15 protein-coding genes and 1 pseudogene are annotated in these 18798 nt (G+C 69.0%); 12 read left to right on the top strand and 4 right to left on the bottom strand.

The window, feature by feature from the left end:
- Positions 1 to 106 precede the first annotated feature (106 nt).
- From BS329_RS09335 to BS329_RS09375, 9 genes are read left to right on the top strand one after another with little or no spacing between them, the layout of a single operon-like run.
- The gene (locus tag BS329_RS09335; protein ID WP_076158027.1) at positions 107 to 946 is read left to right on the top strand and encodes a hypothetical protein; all 840 of its coding nucleotides are present in this window, start codon (positions 107 to 109) and stop codon (positions 944 to 946) included.
- On the top strand, positions 943 to 1911 hold the full coding sequence (locus tag BS329_RS09340; RefSeq protein WP_076158030.1) for a polysaccharide deacetylase family protein: 969 nt from the start codon (positions 943 to 945) through the stop codon (positions 1909 to 1911). Before BS329_RS09335 ends, BS329_RS09340 begins: the two co-directional genes overlap by 4 nt.
- On the top strand, positions 1908 to 3101 hold the full coding sequence (locus tag BS329_RS09345) for an O-antigen ligase family protein (protein ID WP_244197080.1): 1194 nt from the start codon (positions 1908 to 1910) through the stop codon (positions 3099 to 3101). The genes BS329_RS09340 and BS329_RS09345 overlap by 4 nt, the downstream gene beginning before the upstream one ends.
- Positions 3083 to 4153 (top strand): glycosyltransferase, encoded by a 1071-nt coding sequence (locus BS329_RS09350; RefSeq protein WP_076158033.1) that lies wholly within the window; start codon positions 3083 to 3085, stop codon positions 4151 to 4153. Before BS329_RS09345 ends, BS329_RS09350 begins: the two co-directional genes overlap by 19 nt.
- Positions 4150 to 5025: a YveK family protein gene (locus tag BS329_RS09355; protein WP_076158036.1), complete on the top strand. Its 876-nt coding sequence runs from the start codon at positions 4150 to 4152 to the stop codon at positions 5023 to 5025. The genes BS329_RS09350 and BS329_RS09355 overlap by 4 nt, the downstream gene beginning before the upstream one ends.
- Positions 5022 to 6290 carry a glycosyltransferase 87 family protein gene (locus BS329_RS09360; protein WP_167479995.1) on the top strand — a complete coding sequence of 423 codons (1269 nt, stop codon included), beginning with the start codon at positions 5022 to 5024 and terminating at the stop codon, positions 6288 to 6290. Before BS329_RS09355 ends, BS329_RS09360 begins: the two co-directional genes overlap by 4 nt.
- Positions 6287 to 7723, top strand: coding sequence for an oligosaccharide flippase family protein (locus BS329_RS09365; RefSeq protein WP_076158039.1), 1437 nt, complete (start codon positions 6287 to 6289; stop codon positions 7721 to 7723). Before BS329_RS09360 ends, BS329_RS09365 begins: the two co-directional genes overlap by 4 nt.
- Positions 7720 to 8829 carry a glycosyltransferase gene (locus BS329_RS09370; protein ID WP_076158042.1) on the top strand — a complete coding sequence of 370 codons (1110 nt, stop codon included), beginning with the start codon at positions 7720 to 7722 and terminating at the stop codon, positions 8827 to 8829. Before BS329_RS09365 ends, BS329_RS09370 begins: the two co-directional genes overlap by 4 nt.
- Entirely contained in the window at positions 8826 to 9977 is a 1152-nt protein-coding gene (locus BS329_RS09375; RefSeq protein ID WP_076158044.1) for a glycosyltransferase family 4 protein, read from the top strand. The genes BS329_RS09370 and BS329_RS09375 overlap by 4 nt, the downstream gene beginning before the upstream one ends.
- Here BS329_RS09375 and BS329_RS09380 read toward each other — a convergent pair.
- Together BS329_RS09380 and BS329_RS09385 are read right to left on the bottom strand one after the other, a co-directional pair.
- Positions 9906 to 11237 (bottom strand): putative glycoside hydrolase family 15 protein, encoded by a 1332-nt coding sequence (locus tag BS329_RS09380; protein ID WP_076158244.1) that lies wholly within the window; start codon positions 11235 to 11237, stop codon positions 9906 to 9908. The genes BS329_RS09375 and BS329_RS09380 overlap by 72 nt on opposite strands.
- Entirely contained in the window at positions 11219 to 12634 is a 1416-nt protein-coding gene (locus tag BS329_RS09385) for an exopolysaccharide biosynthesis polyprenyl glycosylphosphotransferase (protein WP_076158242.1), read from the bottom strand. The genes BS329_RS09380 and BS329_RS09385 overlap by 19 nt, the downstream gene beginning before the upstream one ends.
- A gap of 348 nt (positions 12635 to 12982) precedes the next feature.
- Between BS329_RS09385 and BS329_RS09390 the strand changes: the two genes are divergently transcribed.
- Together BS329_RS09390 and BS329_RS09395 are read left to right on the top strand one after the other, a co-directional pair.
- Entirely contained in the window at positions 12983 to 13795 is an 813-nt protein-coding gene (locus tag BS329_RS09390) for a glycosyltransferase (RefSeq protein WP_076158047.1), read from the top strand.
- A 5-nt stretch (positions 13796 to 13800) separates the two neighbouring features.
- Complete coding sequence (locus BS329_RS09395) at positions 13801 to 15123, top strand: NAD(P)/FAD-dependent oxidoreductase (protein ID WP_076158247.1); 1323 nt, start codon at positions 13801 to 13803, stop codon at positions 15121 to 15123.
- A 434-nt stretch (positions 15124 to 15557) separates the two neighbouring features.
- On the opposite strand, the gene wecB is transcribed toward BS329_RS09395, so the two are convergent.
- Positions 15558 to 16712, bottom strand: a complete 1155-nt coding sequence (wecB, locus tag BS329_RS09400) for a non-hydrolyzing UDP-N-acetylglucosamine 2-epimerase (RefSeq protein ID WP_084749513.1) — start codon at positions 16710 to 16712, stop codon at positions 15558 to 15560.
- 140 nt (positions 16713 to 16852) lie between these two features.
- On the opposite strand from wecB, the gene BS329_RS09405 reads away from it, so the two are divergent.
- On the top strand, positions 16853 to 17821 hold the full coding sequence (locus BS329_RS09405) for a lysyl oxidase family protein (RefSeq protein WP_244197081.1): 969 nt from the start codon (positions 16853 to 16855) through the stop codon (positions 17819 to 17821).
- Positions 17822 to 18489: 668 nt separating this feature from the next.
- Here the strand turns inward: BS329_RS09405 and BS329_RS09410 are convergent.
- Positions 18490 to 18794: pseudogene (locus BS329_RS09410) on the bottom strand (hypothetical protein).
- Positions 18795 to 18798 lie beyond the last annotated feature (4 nt).

Here is an 18798-nt window from a genome sequence, read left to right on the forward strand (position 1 = left end):
CCGCCCTTCGAAAGTGATGTTTCCGCGCCGCCTCTACGCTTTCCGAAAACCAGCGTGACGAGGCCGTGTTCCGGTCCGGTCCGCGTCGTGGGTATAGGAGCCGTTCGTGGTCGCTTACGGGATACTCATCGCTTCTGCCGCGTTGTACGCGATGGGGATCGTCGCCCAGAGCGTCGCCGCCCGGCGGGCCGGACACCGGCCGGGCACGGGGCTGGGACTCCTCGCCCGCCTCGCCTCCGATCCCTTGTACCTGCTGGGATTCGGCGGGCAGGTGGGTGGTTTCGCACTCGCTTTCTTCGCTCGCGAATCGTTGCCGCTGTATCTGGTCCAGACCGCGTCGTCCTCGGCGATCGGCCTGGCCACCGTGTTCGGAATCCTGGTGCTGCGGTGGCGATTGCGGACCACCGAGACGGTGATGCTGGTGCTGATGGCGGTCGGCCTCGTCGTCCTCGCCGGTTCTTCGGAACCGTCGGTCGCCGCGGATCTGTCGCCTGCCACGGCTCTGATCCTGACGAGCGCCCTGCTCGGGATCGGTGTCGCCATGACCCAGGTGAACCGGACCACCACGTTCCTTCTCCCCGCGGTCCTCTCCGGTGTGGCGTTCGCCGTCGTGGCGATCACGAGCCGCACCTTGGCGCATCTGGATTTGACGACACTGCCGGGAAACCCGCTGACCTGGTTGATGCTGACCGCCGCGGTACTCGGGCAGGCCTCGATGGCCGTCGCCCTGCAGCGCGGCCTGGCGACCGCGGTCGTGGCCACGGCCGACGCCACGACGATCGTGTTGTCCTCCGTCACCGGCATCACCGTGCTCGGCGACCGAGTCGCCGACGGAACCGAAACCTGGGTCGCCCTCGGGCTCGCCGCGGTGGTGGTCGGAGTGCTGGTGCTCGGTTCGCGATCTCGGACCACGGCCTCGGTCGAAGCGGTGGGGACCCCGGCATGACCGCGCGACCGCCGGCGAGCGTATCGATCGATCTCGACAACCTCTGGGCCTATCTCAAGACACATGGCGATCCCGGCTGGCGCCGGTACCCCAGTTTCCTTCCCGCGGCCGTGCCCCGGCTGCTGGAGGTTCTCGGTGACCAGCGGCTGACGACGACCGTGTTCGCGGTCGGCGCCGACGTCGTCCGTGAAGACGGTGCCAAGGCTGTCAACGAGATCTCCGCCGCGGGCCACGAAATCGGCAACCACTCCTTCGGCCACGAGCCCTGGCTGCACCGGTATTCGCGTGACCGCCTCGAAGAAGAGTTGCGGCGGACAGAAGACGCGATCGTCACGGCAGGCGCGCCGCCTCCCGTCGGCTTTCGCGGTCCCGGCTTCAGTGTCACGCGCGAGCTCATCGAAGTCCTGGAAGAACGGGGCTACGCCTACGATGCCAGCACTCTGCCGACCTGGATCGGCCCGCTCGCCCGCGCCTACCACAACCGCACCGCGCCCCCGTCGGTCGACGACGGGCGTGGCGAGCTGTTCGGTGGGTTCTCCCGGGTGCTGGCACCGGTTCACGCCTACCGCTGGCGGACGGCCGCGGGCAGCGCTCTCGTGGAACTGCCGGTGACGACGATGCCTTTGCTGCGCACCCCCATCCACGGTTCCTATCTCCTCCAGCTTCACGGAGTCTCCCCTCGGCTGGCGCGCGCGTATTTCAAGACGGCGCTACGGCTCTGCCTCGTCCGAGGCGTCGCGCCGTCCCTGCTCCTGCACCCGACCGACGTCCTCGGTGGCGCCGAAGCTTCCGGGATGGAGTTCTTCCCCGGCATGGCCATTCAGGGGAGCCGGAAAGTCGCTTGGCTGGGCTGGGTGCTGAAGACCTTGCGCGAGCACTTCGACGTCGTCGGCACCGGCGAGTACGTCCGCCGGACGGAGTTGCGGCGGGAGCGCGCGGTGACGCGACTGGAGCCCTTGAGATGACCCTGCGGGTTCTCGCGTACGCCACGGTGGGGCTGGCGCCGGTCGAGGGTTACCTGACGGCGGTGAACGCCCACCTGGGCAAAGTCGCACCCGCACTGCTGATCGTCGTTTGGCTCGTCGTCCGCCTCCGGGAACGCCGACTCCCCCGGCCGACGCCCTTGCACGCGGTGCTGGCACTTCTCGCCATGACCGTGGCGACGACGGCCGCGATCCATTCGCCCGGCGAGTTCACCGCCGAATACACGCTGCGCTGGCTGCCTTTCCTCATCGTCACCGCGGTTCTCGCGGACGTGGCCAGCCGCGAGGCCCCGATCCGGGGACTGCTGCTGGCCATGGCCACGGGGGCCACCGTTGCCGGGCTCGGCGCGCTGTACAGCTTGATCGTCGACGGTGAGGCCAGGGCCAGCGGCCCGCAGGCGGATCCGAACGACCTTGCCTACTTTCTCGTCGCCGCGATTCCCCTCCTTCCCCTGGCGGGTAAGGCGTTGTACCAGCGGGTCATCGCGGCGTTCGGCGGTGCCGTGCTGGTGGCGGGCGCGATGGCCACGTTTTCCCGTGGCGGCGCACTGGGGCTGACCGCGGCGGTCGGCTGGCTGGCCTCGCGCCGGGTACTGCCGTGGCGCGCCCTCGCCGTCACCGCCTCGGCGGTCGCGCTATTGGGGCTCGGGGCCGTCCATTTCGCCGGGCCGCAGATCGAGCGAGCGGTACAGGAGAAGAGTTTCATCGCCGCGTCCAATGTGGACACCCGGGAACTACGCTGGCAGGCCGCGGCCCGGATGGTCACGGAACAACCGGTCCTGGGCGTGGGTCCCGGCGGCTTCCGTGAGGCGTACGCCGCCGAGTCGCACAACGCGGAGATCGACGAACAGACACCGGTGGCGCACAACATGTATCTCGAGGTCGCCGCGGAACTGGGTCTTCCGGGGTTCGCGCTGTTCGCGGCGGTGATCAGCATCGCCGGAGTGGCGAGCGAACGGACGATCCGGCTGGTGGCCTCGTCGAGCCCCGGACGCATCGAGGCCGTCGCGATCCAGGCGTCGTTGCTGGCCGTGCTGGTCGCCTCGACGTTCCTGTCCGAGCAGTACTACCTGCCGTTGTGGTCGTTGGCCGCGCTCGCCGTCGCGGCCGAAATCCGAGCTCGCCGAGAAGATCGTGGAGAGGAGTGGTGCGGATGCGTGTCCTGCACGTGATCAGTGAGATGGGCGCCGGCGGGGCCGAAACCCTCGTGGCGGGGATGGTGGCTCGCGGTGAGGAGTACGGCTGGACGTCCGCTGTCGCCAGCAATGGTGGATTCCGCGCCGACACGCTGGCCGACGACGGCGTGCGGACCTTCCCCGTACCGCTCGCCCTCCGCAGCAGGACGGGCGCGCTGCGGTCCGCGTGGGCGGTGCGCCGGGCGATCGCCGAGTTCCGCCCGGACGCCGTGCTGTCCCACAACGTCGGTGCGAGCCTGGTCTCCCGGCTCGCGCTGATTCCCGGACGACGACCGCCGTTGGTGACCGTCTTCCACGGCGTCGCCGACCACGACTTCCCCACGGCCGCGCGGATCGTGCGGCGCACGTCGGACCGCGTCGTCGCGGTCTCCGCCGCCACCGCCGACCAGCTGGCCGAAGCGGGCTTGAGCGACTTGACCGTGATCCGCAACGCCGTGTTCGCTCAGCGGCCGGTGTTCGGCCGCGCGAGGGTCCGCGCGGCCCTCGGAGTCGCGGACGACACACCGGTCGCGCTCTGCCTCGCCCGGCTGGAGCCGCAGAAGCGCCACGACGTACTCCTGGACGCCTGGGCCCGGCTCGAAGGTGCGCCGGTGTTGTGGCTGGCCGGCGACGGGAGCCTTCGTGAAGAACTCGAGGCACTCGGCGCGCCGCTGGGCGGGCGCGTCCGGTTCCTCGGCGTTCGCAAAGATGTGCCCGATCTGCTCGCGGCGGCCGACGTGATGGTGCTGACCAGTGATTGGGAAGGGCTCCCGCTGGCCGTGCTCGAAGCGATGGCGGCCGGGCGACCGGTCGTCGCGACCGATGTCGGCGGCGTCCGTGACGTGCTCTCAGGCGGGGCCGGGCTGGTGGTACCGCCCGGTGACCCCGCGGCCGTCGCGAAAGCGCTGGGCTTGCTGCTGGACGATCGAGCCGCCCGGGAGCACGTCGCCGCCGAGGGGCTGCGCACCGTCCAACGGGAGTACGACGCGCACACGGTGATGAAGGCCTACGACGAACTGCTCCGGACCACGATCGAAGGTGGCCGGTGAAGAACGCGGCGACGCGGACCGCCTTCATCAGCTGTGCGGCGGCGCTCGCGATCGGCGTCCTCGTCCTGACCGTGGGCTTGACCCGGGGCGAGCAGTATCAGGGCCGGGTGAGCTTGCTGGCCGAACCCTCCGGCCAAGGAGACGGCGCGGCCGCACAGTACGGCGAGGTCGTCTCCCTTGCTCTACCCGCATTGGTCGAACTCGCCCGCAGCCCCTCGGTTCTGCGGGCGGCGGCGCCTGTTTCCGGCTTCTCACCGGAAGAACTCGGACGTCAGGTGTCGGTGGAGCTGGTTCCGGCGTCCGGACTGGCGCGTCTCTCCGTGCGGGCATCGTCGGCGGGGCAAGCCGAAGCGACCGCGTCGGCACTGGGCAAGGCGATGATCGACGCGAACCTGCTGGCTCCGGTGGGGCGGCTGCGGCCGCTGGACTCCCGGCCCGACGTGGCCGTGATCGCGCCGGACGTGCCCTTGGTGGCAGGGCTGTCCTTGGTCGCCGCGGTGGCCGCGGGGCTCGCGGCGGCGGCGATCCGACGACTGTCGGCGGGGAGGCTACTCGGTGAGGTGGGTTCAGTGCGCCGATCACTGGCCGCGGCGGGAATCCACCGTCCGGTGACGGTGCTGCGGACCGATGACCCGGAAACCACCGACCGGCTGGCCGTTCTCGGCCTCGCGGCCGGTTCACCGCTGCGAGTGGTGCCTGTCGCGCCGGAATTCAGCGAGGCGGCCGCGAAGCTGGCTGCCTCGCTTTCGGTCGACGGCAACGGAACCGGCGACGCCGTAGTGGCGGTAGCCGGACGGCGGTACGACGAGTTGACCGCGATCGCCTGCCTGCTTCCGCCCGGCGCCGTCCTCATGGCGGTGGTGCTGGCGTGAGCCCGAGACACCGCGTGGTCGTGCTGGTCGCGGCCGTCGTCGGCTTACTCAGCGCCTGGCACGCCCTCGCGCCGTCCTGGCAGGTGCCGTTGCCGAATGCGGCGAACCCCGCCGAGGAACGGCTGCAGGATTTCCGTGACGCGCTGTACTTTCCGATCCGGGAGTTCCTCGCGGGCGGCAACCCGTACGACCCGGCCACGATGTTCGCCCACTGGCCGGTGCGGCAGGACTTCAACCTCTACCAGCCGTACCACCTGCTGACGCAGCTGCCGTTCGCGCTGCCCGGCTACCGGGTGGGCGCGGTGGCTTTCACGGTGTTCGGCGCGCTGCTGCTGGTGGCGCTCGCGGTGATGGCCGCGCACGCGGTCCGGCGGCTGCTTCCCGTCCCGGTCATGGTCACCACCGCGGTGGTCGCGGCGCTGCTGCTGACGAGCCAGGTCGGCAAGGCCCAGCTTTACGTCGGCCAGGTCAATCCCCTGATCGCGGTCGGCGCGGCGGGGGCACTGCTCGTCCGGCGGGAGCGCCCGGCCTGGGCGGCGCCGGCCCTCGCTCTCGCGTGGCTGAAACCTCAGTACGGCTTTCCGCTGGCGATCCTTTTGTACGCCAGGGGTTCACGGCGGGTGGCGCTGGCCGGGACCGCCGTGGCGGCGGCCGCGAGCCTGCCGGTCGTGGTGCTGCTGGTGATCCGTGGAGGCGGGATCGGGGCGTTTCTCGACGTCGTCGTCGCGAATCTCGCCCATGCCGCCGGTACCGATTACGGCGCTGTCGATTCGCCGACAGCGCAACGGATCGACATCGCGGCCGTGGTGTTCAGGGTCACCGGCTGGGCTCCGTCCGGCATAGAACCGATTGTCCTGGCCGGCGTGCTCGCCGCGACTGTCCCGCTCGTGCGGCGGCTGGACGGTGCGGGGTCGACGGCCGTCGCGGATCTGCTCACCTGTCTCGCCGTGGTGGTCTGCGTGGTGCATCAGCCAGGTGACGTGCTGATCACCGTGCCCGCGCTGGCAGCGGTGGCCGCGCTGTGGTGGCGCAACCGGTCCGAGCCGGGGTGGGGCGCGGTCGGGTTCGCGGTACTCGCGCTGGCGGTGCCGTTCGCGCATCTGTACATAGTGGACTCGACAGTGGTTTCGGTGCTCGGCACGCGGGCGGCCGTCACGGTCGACGGGGTCGCCGTCGTCGCCGCGTGGTGCCTGCTCGCCGTCGCCGCCGTGCGGCTGACCAGAGTGCCCGCCACCCCGCCGGTCGCGGCCAGGAGCGGCGGATGACCGGCGACCTCGGCACCCGGGCGGTACGGGGTTCGCTGTGGCTCGGCGCCGTCAACCTGGTCAGCAAGAGCAGCCAGATGCTGGTCACCCTGGTGCTGGCCGCGCTGCTGACCGAGGGCCAGCTTGGCGTCGTCGCACTCGCGGTGTCGCTGGTCAACCTCGGTCAGGTGGTGCAGTCGGTCGGTGTCTACGATGTGATCGGCCGCACCGAACGGGATCCGCGCCGCATGGCGGGGACCGTGCTGACGATGAGCGTGGGGGCCGGGCTGGCCCTGACCGTCGTCCTCGTCGCCGCGGCCGGGCCGATCGCCGCGTCGCTCGGTGCCCCGGACGCCGCCGGGCTGGTCCAGCTGGCCGCGCTCGGCCTGCCGTTCTCGGCCGCGGGCGGGGTGCAGATGGGTTTGATGCACCGGGAGCTGGACTTCCGCCGCCGTCTGCTGCCCGACGGCGGCAGCGCGATCCTCGGTGCCGTCGTGACGGTCGTGCTCGCTACCGGTGGTGCCGGACCTCCCTCGCTGGTGATCGGTCTCGTGTGCACGGCCGTCGCTCAACCGCTGTTCGGTGCGCTGGCAGGCGGCGGAGTGCGGCCTCACTGGGACACCGCCGCGGCGAGCGAAGCGCTGCGCTGGGCCGCGGTCGTGGGACCGGCCGCCGTGGTGGGAGCGCTGCTGGTCAACCTCGACTACTTGACGGTCGGGCACGTGCTCGGACCGGACGCGGTCGGCGTCTACTCGCTGGCCTATCGGCTGGCCTGGGTGCCGTACATCATGGTGGCGGTCGTACTGGGCGCGGTGGCCTTCCCGGTGTTCACGCGGTTGCGTCGCGAACGCGATTCGCTGACGGAGGCCGTCGCCCGATTCACCCGCGCCGTGCTCGTGATCACCGGTGGCCTGTACCTCGTACTGGCCGTTCTCGCCGATCGCGTCGTCCTGCTGGGCGCGCGCTGGGCGGACGCGGCGAGCCCGCTGACGCTGCTGGCGGGATACGGCCTGGGGATCGGTCTGCTGCAGATCTGGTACCAGGCGGTGAAAGCGACCGGGCACGCACGGCGGTACCTGGCGCTGGAATGCGCTCATCTCCTGCTGCTCGCGGCGGGGTTGGTGCTGATGACCCAGCTCGGGATCACGGCCGTCGCCGCCGTCCAGTTCGGTGCCGCCTGGCTGATGGTGCCGATCGCTTGGCGGGTACTGGCGGGACTCCGCGTCGCGCCACCGGCGCGCGAATTGGCCGGGCTCTCGGCCCGGATTCTCGGCGCGTGCGCGGTGGGCATGGTGCCCGCCGTTCTCCTGGACGGCTCAGGATTGTTCGGGCCCGCGGATTCGGTTCCGGGCGCTCTCGGTGAAGGCGTTGTCCTTCTCGCCGGATACGCCGGGGCGACGCTCGTGCTCCAGCGCGGCGAGTTGTCCGCGCTGCGGCGAGGCGGGCCGCGGTGAAGATCGTGCACGTTTCCCAGCCGGTGACGGCGGGAGTGGCCGCCGTCGTCCTTGACCTCGCGGTGGCACAGCGGGATCGGGGCTGGTCGGTGACCGTGGTGTGCCCGCCTTCCGGCTGGCTGGCCACGAGCGCCCGTGGTCTCGGCATCGATGTGCGCGGCTGGCGGGCGACCCGCTCCCCCGGCCCCGGTGCGATCGCGGAAACGGTGCGCCTGCACCGGCTCTTGGCGGACCTGCGACCGGAAGTCGTGCACCTGCACAGTTCGAAGGCCGGCCTGGCCGGGCGCGTGGCCTTGCGCGGTAGCCGTCCGACGGTGTTCCAGCCGCACCTGTGGTCCTTCGAAACCGCGCGCGGGCCACTGCGCTGGGCGTCGGCCGCGTGGGAACGGGTCGCCTCCCGGTGGACCGACCTCGTCGTCTGCGTGAGTGACGACGAACTCGCCGCCGGTCAGGAGGCGGGCATCACCGCCGCCGCGGAGGTCGTCTGCAACGGTGTCGACACGACGAAGTTCTCGCCGGGAGACCGGGCGGCCGCGCGGCGACACCTTGGCTTGCCCGAACAGGCACCGATCGCCGTCTGCCTCGGCAGGCTGGCCGAACTCAAAGGACAGGACCAGCTCTTGTCCGCTTGGCCGGATATCCTGCGGCGCCTGCCGGACGCGAAGCTCGTCCTCGCCGGTGACGGGCCGATGGGCGCCGTGTGGCGGGAACGTCATCCCGTCGCGACGCATTCTTCGGTGCGGTGGTCCGGCCATGCCGACGACTCCGCGGCGTTCTACACGGCCGCGGACGTCGTGGTGCTCCCGTCGCGGGCCGAAGGCATGGCGCTCGTGCCGCTGGAGGCCATGGCGTGCGCCCGGTCGGTGGTCGCGTTCGACGTCGGCGGGATACGTCAGAGCATCGCCGACGCGGGAGCCGTACTGCCACCGGGTGATCTCGGCCTGCTGGCCGACGCGGTGGCGGCCCGGCTCGCCGACCCCGAACTGGCCCGGTGCGAAGGCGAACGGGGACGCCGCCGCGCGGAACTGTCCTTCGACCGGAGCCGGATGACCGACCAGCTCGCCGTCCTCGTCGACAAACTCACCTCCACGGAGCGAATCCGGTGAAACGCATCGCTTATCTGCTGACCCAGGACCGGGGCGGTCCGGTGGACGTCACCGTGCGCCTCGCCGCGACCCTGCTCGGCGAGGGTGTCGACGTCCGTGTCTTCGGTCCTGTCCCCGCCCGGGGAGCCGAGTTGATCGAGGGGCATCACGAGCACCTTCTCGTGGCGGGCAAACAGAACCTGTCCGCGGCCGGTCGCGCGCGGGCGGCGATCCGGGCCTGGCGACCGGACGTCGTACATGCCCAGGACCGGCGGGCGGGGCTCGTGATCGCCGGCCTGCGCGCCGGGCTCGGTGTCCGGCCCGCACTCGTCCAGACCTACCACGGCGTCCCGGACGACGTGACCGAACCGTGGTTCCGTGACGCACCGAGCGCTGCCGGGCCGTCCGCTTACACGCGAGCGGTCCTGACCGGGGACGCCGCGGTCTCCCGGATCCTGGACCACACGATCGTGCCCGCCGAAGCGATGGGCCAGTTCCTGCGCCGACGGCTCCGGGTGCCTTCAGGACGCCTGACGCGGATCGACAACTGTGTCGAACTGGCGGAGCCGAGTCCACCGAAAGGGCAGGTCCGTCACCTGATCTTCGTCGGACTGCTGGTGGAACGCAAAGGAATCCTCGACCTGCTTGCCGCACTCGCGTCGCTCGGTGTCTTTCCCCGCGATGCCAGGCTGACCGTCGTGGGTGACGGCCCGCAACGGGCCGAAGCCGAACAGGCCGCGCAGGAACCCCCCTTGCGCGGGCGCGTCACGTTCTTGGGCTTCCGGCCGGACGTTCCCGCGCTGCTGGCGAACGCGGATGCCTTGGTGCTGCCGTCCACCATGGAACAACAGCCCCTTGTCGTGGCGGAAGCGATGGCGGCCGGAAAGCCCGTCATCGCCACCGACACCGGCGGTGTCGCCGACATGCTGGGACGGGGCCACGTGGTGCCACCGGGCGATGTTCGTGCACTGACCGCACGTTTGCGCGCGCTGTTCGCCGATCCGGCTCCGAACCGGACCGGCGTCCTGCTCGCCGCGCGAGCCCGGCAGCGGTTCGCTCCGGAGGTGTGCGCGCGGCGTCATCTCGATCTCTACGCGTCACTCCTTCGGTTTGACCATCACCACCGCATCGGCCGCCGCCAACTCGATGGTGGCAGGCGGTGGCGGTGATGACGGTGGCGCCGACGTCACGGATGAGGTCTCCGATGCGGGCGAAGAAGTCATGGTCCGGGCGGGCGGACTACCCACGGGCACCAGGCCTTCGGGAGGTGTGACGGTCTGAGTCGACGACGTCGGGTTCACCGCGACCCAGCCGCTGGTGAACGTCCGGGTCCAGACCCCGTTCGGCTGGCGGCCCGCGGCGTCCACCGCTTCCCCGAGACCGCTGCCCTGCAGTTTCGACCATTCGGGATCGCGGTAGTCGTCCGTGGTGGCCGGCGTCCAGCACGTCCGGGGACCCGCCAGCAGCGCCGCGCTGGCGTATCCCGCCCGATCCTGCTGAGCCGACCTCGTCCGGGTGACCAGCAGCAACAGCGACTCACCGAGCGCGGCCTGGGCTCGTAGCTCCTGGAACTCGTTGCCCCGGAAGGTGAGCAGGCCACCGCTCCCCCCGTTCTCGCGGAAGCCGAAATTCTCCTCCATGGCACCGCCGAACCTCGAATGTGCCGTCCAGCGTCCCGGCAGCAGGTGGGTTTCGGACACGTTCGGCACGAACAACTTGCCCGCCTTCTGGAGGGCGTCGCCCACCAGTGACAGGAAGGCGTCGAGACCGTCACGCAGTTTCCGGTCGGTCTCGGCCGCGGTCGCGGTGCCGGTGAGGATTGCCGACGAGTAGTGGCTCAACGAGTTGAAGTCGTTGTCGGCGAGGATTCCGTCCCAGCCCTCGCGGGTCACTTCCGCTACGACGGCCGACTTCCAGGCCTGTTGGTAAGCCGGGTCCCACACCGTCATCTGCCAGTGTTTCGGGTATCCCTGCCACTCGATGCGGCCGCCGCGGGTATCGGTCGCGAACCATTCGGGGTGCGCGCGCTGTGCGGCGACGTAGCCGATGCCGCTGGGCAGGAACTCCGCGTCTTCGCCACCGTTCACCGCGCCCGCGTAGTTGCGGGTGCTGGACAAGTCCTTGTACACCAGTATTTTGATCCGCGGGTTGAGCTCGCGTAGTTTCCGCATCGCCGGGGCCTGGTCGGCGTTGAGGACCACCACGTCATAGCGCCGCGCGGCCACTTCGAGGTCGCCTGCCGTCGGTGGCTGTCCGATCCCGTACCACCAGGCACACGGCGCCAAGGGTTTCGGCGGCGGCGCCGACACCTCGCCGGCCGAACTCGAAGTGCACCCGGCCACGCATCCCGCCGCCAGCACGAGCGCGGCGCAGCCGGCGAAAAGCCTGGTCGCCGTCGGGTGATCGCGCCTCAGCGTTGCCTTCGGCACCACAGTTCTCCCACCGTGAGGATGATGATCTTCAGGTCCAGCCAGAGCGACCAGTTGGCGATGTAATAGTTGTCGTAGCGTGCCCGGTCCGCGATCGAGGTGTCCCCGCGGAGGCCGTGTACCTGCGCGAGACCGGTCAAACCGGCGGGAACCCTGTGCCTGGCCCAGTACAGATCATGGACGGCGGAGAACTCTTCGACGAACACCGGTCGCTCCGGGCGCGGGCCGACGAGCGCCATGTCCCCGCGTACGACGTTCCACAACTGCGGTATTTCGTCCAAAGAGGACTTTCGAAGAAACCGGCCGACCGGGCCGACCCGGTGATCCCCCGCCACTGACCAGCGTGTCTGCGAATCGTCCACAGTGTCCTGTCGCACGCTGCGGATCTTGTAGAGCAGGAAGGTCCGGCCGTCCACCCCGACCCGCACCTGGCGGAAGATCACCGGAAGCCCGCTCTCCACCACGACAGCGAGCGCGCATACCGCGATGACCGGCGCCAGGACACCGAGCGCCGCGGCCGCCAAGGCGGCTTCGAGCACACGCTTGATTCGCCAACTGGGCCGACGGGTCGGCGCGCCGGCCAGCCACACCAACGGATGACTGCGTAGCCGGTCGACCCCTGACCTGTCCGGATAAAGCGCCGACAGACGAGGCACCACCAGTGTGACGCAACCGAACCGATGCGCCGTGACCGCCGCGTCGACGACCGCGCTGTCGCTGTCACTTGAGTGGGCGAACACGACCGTACCGGCGCTGTGCCGGGTGATGGCTTCGGCCAGGCCTTCGTGGATCACCTCCACCGGCAGGTGGTCGTTCCGCGGATCCTCGTCGGAGGGAACGAAACCGACCGGCAGCAGCCCGAATTCCGGGTGCCGCAACATGGTCCGGATCAGTTCGCCGCCGCTCTCCCCCGCCCCCACGACGATGGCGCGGTCACACCTCCGGAGCCGTCGGCGTCCCCACCGGCCGAACGCGAAAACCCACGGCCGGGCGCATTCACTGAACAGGGCGAACACCACCACGAGTTCCTGCGCCGCGGACATCCCGTGCGCCCGCGGTTCGGCCACCAGCGCCACGCAGGCCACCAAGGTGAACGCGACCCCGGTCGTGGCCACCGAGCGCGGCAGGTCCTGCAACCAGGAAAGCCACAGGCGACGTCGATGAACTCTTCCGGCGACCCGCGCGATCCCCAGTGCCACACCGGCGACGACCGCTTCGAGCAGGTCCGCGCCGGTCAGCACGGTCGCCGCCAGCCAGGCACCGAGATCGACCGCCAGCAGCAGAAACGCCACGGCGTTAATCCTGGCCAGCAACGGCCGCTTCCGTGTCACGGCAGGCTTGCGCCGTCGCTGACCCGGCAGTAGCCCGGCGGAGGCGGGCACTCTCAATTCGGTCACCGCCGCCACCCTTTCCGGAGTACGCGGAATCGCCGCGTGTCGCACGTCCCACATCTCATGACTTCTTCCGCTATGGTCATTCCCCGCCTCCGGCAAAGCTCATCCATTCGGGGTTGTTGCGGTTCCGCCGACGAGCGCTTACCTTCTGTTGCAAGGCAAAGGCACGATCGGGGGACGCGGTGAACCCCATTGAGCTACGCAGGTGAACGCCACGTAGTCGCACGTTTGACCCTCCTTTCGGGGGACCTCGGGAGGCCCTAAAGAAAGGGCTCAACATAGCCGAATATGAGCTGTCGGCCGAATTGAGGTTCACGGCCGAAGACCATATCGAGTCACTGAAGGGGACCCGTGGCAGTGGAGAAGGCCGCTCTGGCCACCAGAGCGGAACCAGAACGAGACGCGAGGACGGGCGGACGCGCGCACGTGGTCCTGCCCGCGTTCAATGAAGAAGCGGCACTACCCGCGCTGCTCCGGCGACTCGCCGACGTGGCGCTCACCGAACAGCTCACCGTCTGGGTCGTCGACGACGGTTCGTCCGACCGTTCCGCGGCGGTGGCGGAGTCCGGTTTCGGCGGGCTCGACGTACGCGTCGTGCGGCACACGGTCAATCTCGGATTGGGTCGCGCCGTGCTGTCCGGACTCCGCGCGGCGCTGGGAGAGTCGGGTCCCGACGACATCGTCGTGGTCATGGACGCCGACGACACCCACGATCCCGGGCTGATCAGCTTGCTGCAGGCGGAGATCGCGACCGGTTCGGACGTCGCCATCTGCTCGCGTTTCGTCCCGGGCGGCGACGATCGGACCGCTCCGTTCGGCAGGCGGCTACTCTCCCGCGGGGCGGGACAGCTCTTCCAGCACGCGCTCGCCGTCGAGGGCGTCCGCGACTTCACCAGTGGCTACCGCGCTTACCGTGCCACCCTCCTGAAGAGGGCTTCCGATCACTGGGGAGAGCGGCTCATCGAAGAACAGGGTTTCGCCTGCATGGTGGAACTGCTGCTCAAACTCCGCCACTGCCGCCCGGTGATCACGGAGATCCCGCTGGCGCTGCGCTACGACCGGAAACAGGGGCCGAGCAAGCTGAAGCTCCGCCGGACGATCCTGCAGTACGTGAGATTGCTCGCCCGCGATCGGCTCAGCCCGGCGCCCTTCCGGAAGCTGTGAACCCGGTGACGACCTCTTCCTCACACGTCGCGGTGATCGGCGGCGGCATCTGCGGCCTGGCCGCCGCCCACCGGCTCGCCCGCCACGGTGTCCGTGTGACGCTGTTGGAAGCCAGTGACCAGCTCGGCGGCCTCGGAAGTTTCTTCGCGTATCAGGACCAGTGGGTGGAGCGGTTCTACCACTGCGTCATGCCGACCGACGACGATCTCCTTGGCCTGCTGGAGGAGCTGGGCCTGAAAGACTCGGTCCGCTGGCGCAAAACGACCATGGGCATGATCGTCGACGGCCGTCGGCACCGGTTCAACTCAGCACTCGACCTGCTTCGCTTCACGCCGCTCCGGCTCCACGAGAGGGTGCGGTTCGGCGTCGTGTCGCTGTTGTTGCGGCGCTCGGGGCGGGGACGAGACCTCGACACCCTTCGCACCGAGGACTGGTTGCGCGGACTCTACGGCCGTCGCGTGTGGGAGGAGTTCTTCGCCCCGATGTTCGGTTCGAAGTTCGGCTCCTCTTTCGGCGATGTTCCCGCCCTGTATCTGTGGCAACGGCTGGGACGCGAACGGAACGTCGCGACGCGGGGATACCCCGGCGGCGGGTACAAGGCGATCATCGACGCGTTGCGCTCGGCCATCGAGGGCGCCGGCGGAACCGTCCGCACTTCTGTGCCGGTCCATCGGTTGCACAGCACCGCCGGCGGCAGCTCCCTGACCCTGAACGACGGAGAGGTACTCGCCGTCGACCAGGTGCTTTCGACGGTGCCCCTGCCGGTACTACGCGGACTCGCCGACGAGGAACTCGCCGCCTGCCTTCCGCGGACCGAACTCGCCTACCAGGGGGTGGTCACCGCCGCGTTCTTCCTCCGCCGCCCGTTGACGGGGCACTACTGGACACCCGTGCTGCGCTCGGGCACCGGGTTCGACGGCGTGGTCGAGATGTCCGCGCTCACCGGCCCGGAAGCCCACGGGGGCTCACATCTCGTCTATGTCATGCGCTACACCGACCGTACTTCACGGCTCTTCGCCCGTGACGCGGCCGGGATCGCCGCACAGTGGACGGCCCAGCTCATCGACCTCTTCCCCGAACTCACCCCGGAGGACGTCGAAGACGTGCGGGTGTTCAAGGCGCCCTTCGTCGAACCGATCCATCCACTGGGCTATCTCGCGCAGCGACCACCCACCACTGTGGACGGAACGAGCCTGCGGCTGGCCACCACCGCACACGTCTACCCGGACGTGACGAGCTGGAACTCGAGCGTCAAACTCGTGAACGACGTGACCGATCGGCTCCTCGACGACCTCGGACGGCGAGAGGTCGGAGCACGGGTACCGTGACCGGTGGTCGTGAGTAACGATTCGTGGTGAAGCCAGGAGTGCCTTGGGTATCTACTGGGTTCTGGGTGCGGGTGATCGCGGTCCGCGCAGGCCTCCTTGCCTACCCTGAAGGTCAATGCCAGGAACTCAAGGTGATGGCGCGGGCGCATTTCTGACGGACGGGTCGCCGGCGGGAGCCGAACGTGCTCTCGCGCCGGCTTGGCTGTCGGACAGCCGATCAGAGGCTGTGTCGCGAAAGCCACTTTCGGGACATCAGACGTCGCGAAAGTGGCTTTTGCGACACCCGAACCGGCTGGCGTGGCCCACAGTCGCCCGGATCAGCGACTCCTCAGTCGTGAGTGGCGTTCGGGTCGGAACCCGAAACGCCATTCACGACCAACCCGGCCCACTCCGGCCAGGAGCGGGTGTCGCCTGGGATTGCCTACCTCAGTCACTCATGCCAGCGGGAACCTCGCCTCGATCGCGTCGGCGATCCGGCGGCAGGCCGCCCCGTCCCCGTACGGCGAGGGAAGACGGCTGAGCCGCTCGCGGTGCCCCGCGACGTCGTTCAGCCACACCGCGGTCTCCACCCCGATAAGCGGCCCGGGCGGTACCAGAACCCCGAACAGGCCGGAGATTTCGGGGCGCTCGGTACTCCGCCGCACCACGACGACCGGTCGTTTCAGCACGCTCACCTCTTCTTGGATGCCCCCGGAATCCGAGACGATCACGGCGGCTTCGGCGGCCAGGGCGAGGAATGCCGGATAAGCCTGGGGTTCGAGAACCAGAAGCGGCTTCAGAAGCCCGGTCAGCCCGAACCGTTCCACGCTCTTGCCGGTCCGGGGGTGCAGCGGGAACACGACCGGGAGCGGCAGCTCACCGAGCTCGCGCAGGATCTCCGCCAGTCGCTCGGGATCGTCGACGTTCTCCGGCCGGTGGATGGTGGCGAGGATGTACTCGTCCCGATGGAGTCCGCGAGCGGCCAAGACGTCGGCACGATCCCCAGCGGATGGGAGCGCCGCCCGCAATGCCTCCACGACGGTGTTGCCCGTGACGGCGATCCGTTCGGACGGAATGTTTTCGGCCAAGAGGTTCAGCCGGTTGAGAGCGGTCGGGGCGCAGCAGAGATCGGCGACATGGTCGATCAGGACCCGGTTGTGTTCCTCCGGCATCGCACGGTCGTGACTGCGTAGCCCGGCCTCGACGTGCACCAGCGGAAGTGCGCGCGCGTTGGCGGCCAGCGCACCGGCGAGCGCGGACGTCGTGTCGCCCTGCACCAGCACGACCGGGTGCGGGTAGGCTTTCAAGACCTCGTCGACAGCACTGATCGCCTCGCCGAGTTGCGCGCCACGGCCGGCGGCGGTCACCCCCAGTTCGTGGAACTGCTTCGAGGGTGGCAAGTCCGCCCGGATACGCGAGTACAGTGAGTCGTCATAGTGCTGTCCTGTGTAGACGATCGCACCATTCTCCCCGAAGTGACGCATCAGTGGCGCCAGCTTGATGAGTTCCGGCCGGGTCCCGCAGACCAGTACCACACCGCCGGCCGTTTGGGAGCGCGACGCACCTCGGTGATCCGTCTTCGGTGCGCGGAGGTCGGCGGCAATCGACATTCGTACGTCCTTTCGGAGCGGGTTTGCACGCACGCTACTCACCGGATCCGCGGCCATGGTGACAAAATCAGTCAATGGTGTGATCCGGTTGCGCGTTTCACCAGAAAAGTGATTACTCGAATAGGGTCAACCTGTCGAACATGTCAGCACAGAACGGGTCCATCCCTTTGCTCAAGAAATACATCTCACTCGCCGCGGTGATACTCATGACGGCCGTCACGACCACCGTTCCCAGCTCTGACGCGTCACCGCAAGTCCTGCTGCCCGATCTCCGCCAGGCTCTCCCGGGCTGCGCCGGAGGGTTCTCCGGGGACGTCCTGAAATGCGTCGACTGGGACGTGTGCATGGTGATCGACCCGGCGGCTCCGAACGGCCGCTGCGTCCTCCCCGCCGCAGCGCGAGCCGTCAGACTGAGATTCACCAGCTCAGAAGAGAACATCGGTGACGGACCCCTGCTGCTCTATGGTCGCCGCGGTGACACGGCGCAGAACCGCATGTCCGTCCGGCAAGCACTGCGCAACGCCGCGGACGGGTCGATACCGCCGAATTACGACGAAGCGCAACGCCCCACCCGCACCTTCACCTACTACGAACCGGCCATGGACCACCAGCATTGGCACCTGATGAACTTCGAGCGTTTCTCACTCGTCTCGAAGCAGGGGAAAACCGTCGTCACCGACCGCAAGAACGGCTTCTGCCTCGGCGATCGCTTTCGTGTCGCGGACATCGACAAGCTCGGCCGGGTCCCAGGCGAATTCGGCCCTGACGCGGAACTCGCCCAACGGCTGCGAGCGAACAAATGCCGCCATCACGAACCGGACGCGCTCGACGTGGTCGAAGGAATCTCCGTCGGATCCGGTGACGACTACAAGTACGACGTCGACTTCCAGTGGCTGGACATCACCGATGTGCCGTCGGGAACCTACGACCTGGTGAACACGGTGAACGACGACCGGACCCTGGCGGAGACGAACTACGACAACAACTCCTCGTCCATCGCCCTGTCCATCGAATGGCCGGACGGGGCACCGGGTCTGCACGAGGTCCTCCCGCGAGGCCCTGTCGTCAAGTTCCTACGCGGTTGCCCTGGTCGGAAACGCTGCGGCTGACCCGTTCGGCAACTCGGGGAACGACGCCGTCCCGGATCGGATGACTCGAGTCGCGACGACGGTGACCTCTGGGCAGAATTTCGCTCAGTCGCTGTTCGGGGCGGCGGAAGCGGTGAGGTCAGGCGGCCCGGGCCGTGCCGGGAGCCTGACCTCATCCGCGGTACACCGCACGGGCAGCCGGTTTCCACCGCACGAGAAAGCCGCCGCGCGGAGGGGCGTCCGTGCGGCGGCTGTTTCGCGGGATCGGTCAGTTTTCCTGAATGGTCCCACCGTCGACGATGCCACCACCGGCACAGTTGTCCGGGTTGGCACCNNCGCCAAAGCGGTAGCCACAAACCCAAGCTGCTTGATCACAAAAAACTCCTAAAGAAACCCACCGGACAAACCCGGGGAGAGGGAACCCGGGCGGCGAACTTCGATTCGCCGCACCCTGGGATATCGACTATCGTGCTTTTCACGCTGGATGGGGCCGGTCGACTCCTGGGCAGGATGAACCGGCCCCATCCGTGCCGGCGTCGCTTCGCGTCGCGACGGGCCCGGCACACGCAGCGGAGAGTGCATCTCTTCTCCGTGTTCCGGGCACGTCTTACGACTCCGATGCGCCTCGCCGGATCCCCTGCCTCGGCCGGCTTCCGCACACACAACGGGCAGCCTCGGCAGAGGGGCTACTAGTTACCTTGGGACGTTCCGCCGTCGGTGACACCACCGGCGGCGCAGTTGTCCGGGGACTCGCCGCTGGCCTCGTGCTCGCCCGGCGACAGGATCGGCACGCCNNGTTGTTGTCGCACACACCGACCACGGCGTTGACGTTGTGCAGCAAGTCGAGGTTCTGCAGGTTGACCAGACCGACCTGGTCGCTCACGTCGTGGCCGTAGTCGTAGTAGTCGTCGGTGGTGTCGGCGGACGCGACTCCACCGCCGACGAAGGCGCCGGCGGCCATGGCGGCCGCGACGAAGCCGATCTTCTTCAGCATGGAT

Origin of the sequence: Amycolatopsis coloradensis, from assembly GCF_001953865.1 — a bacterium.
Taxonomy (GTDB): Bacteria; Actinomycetota; Actinomycetes; order Mycobacteriales; family Pseudonocardiaceae; genus Amycolatopsis; species Amycolatopsis coloradensis.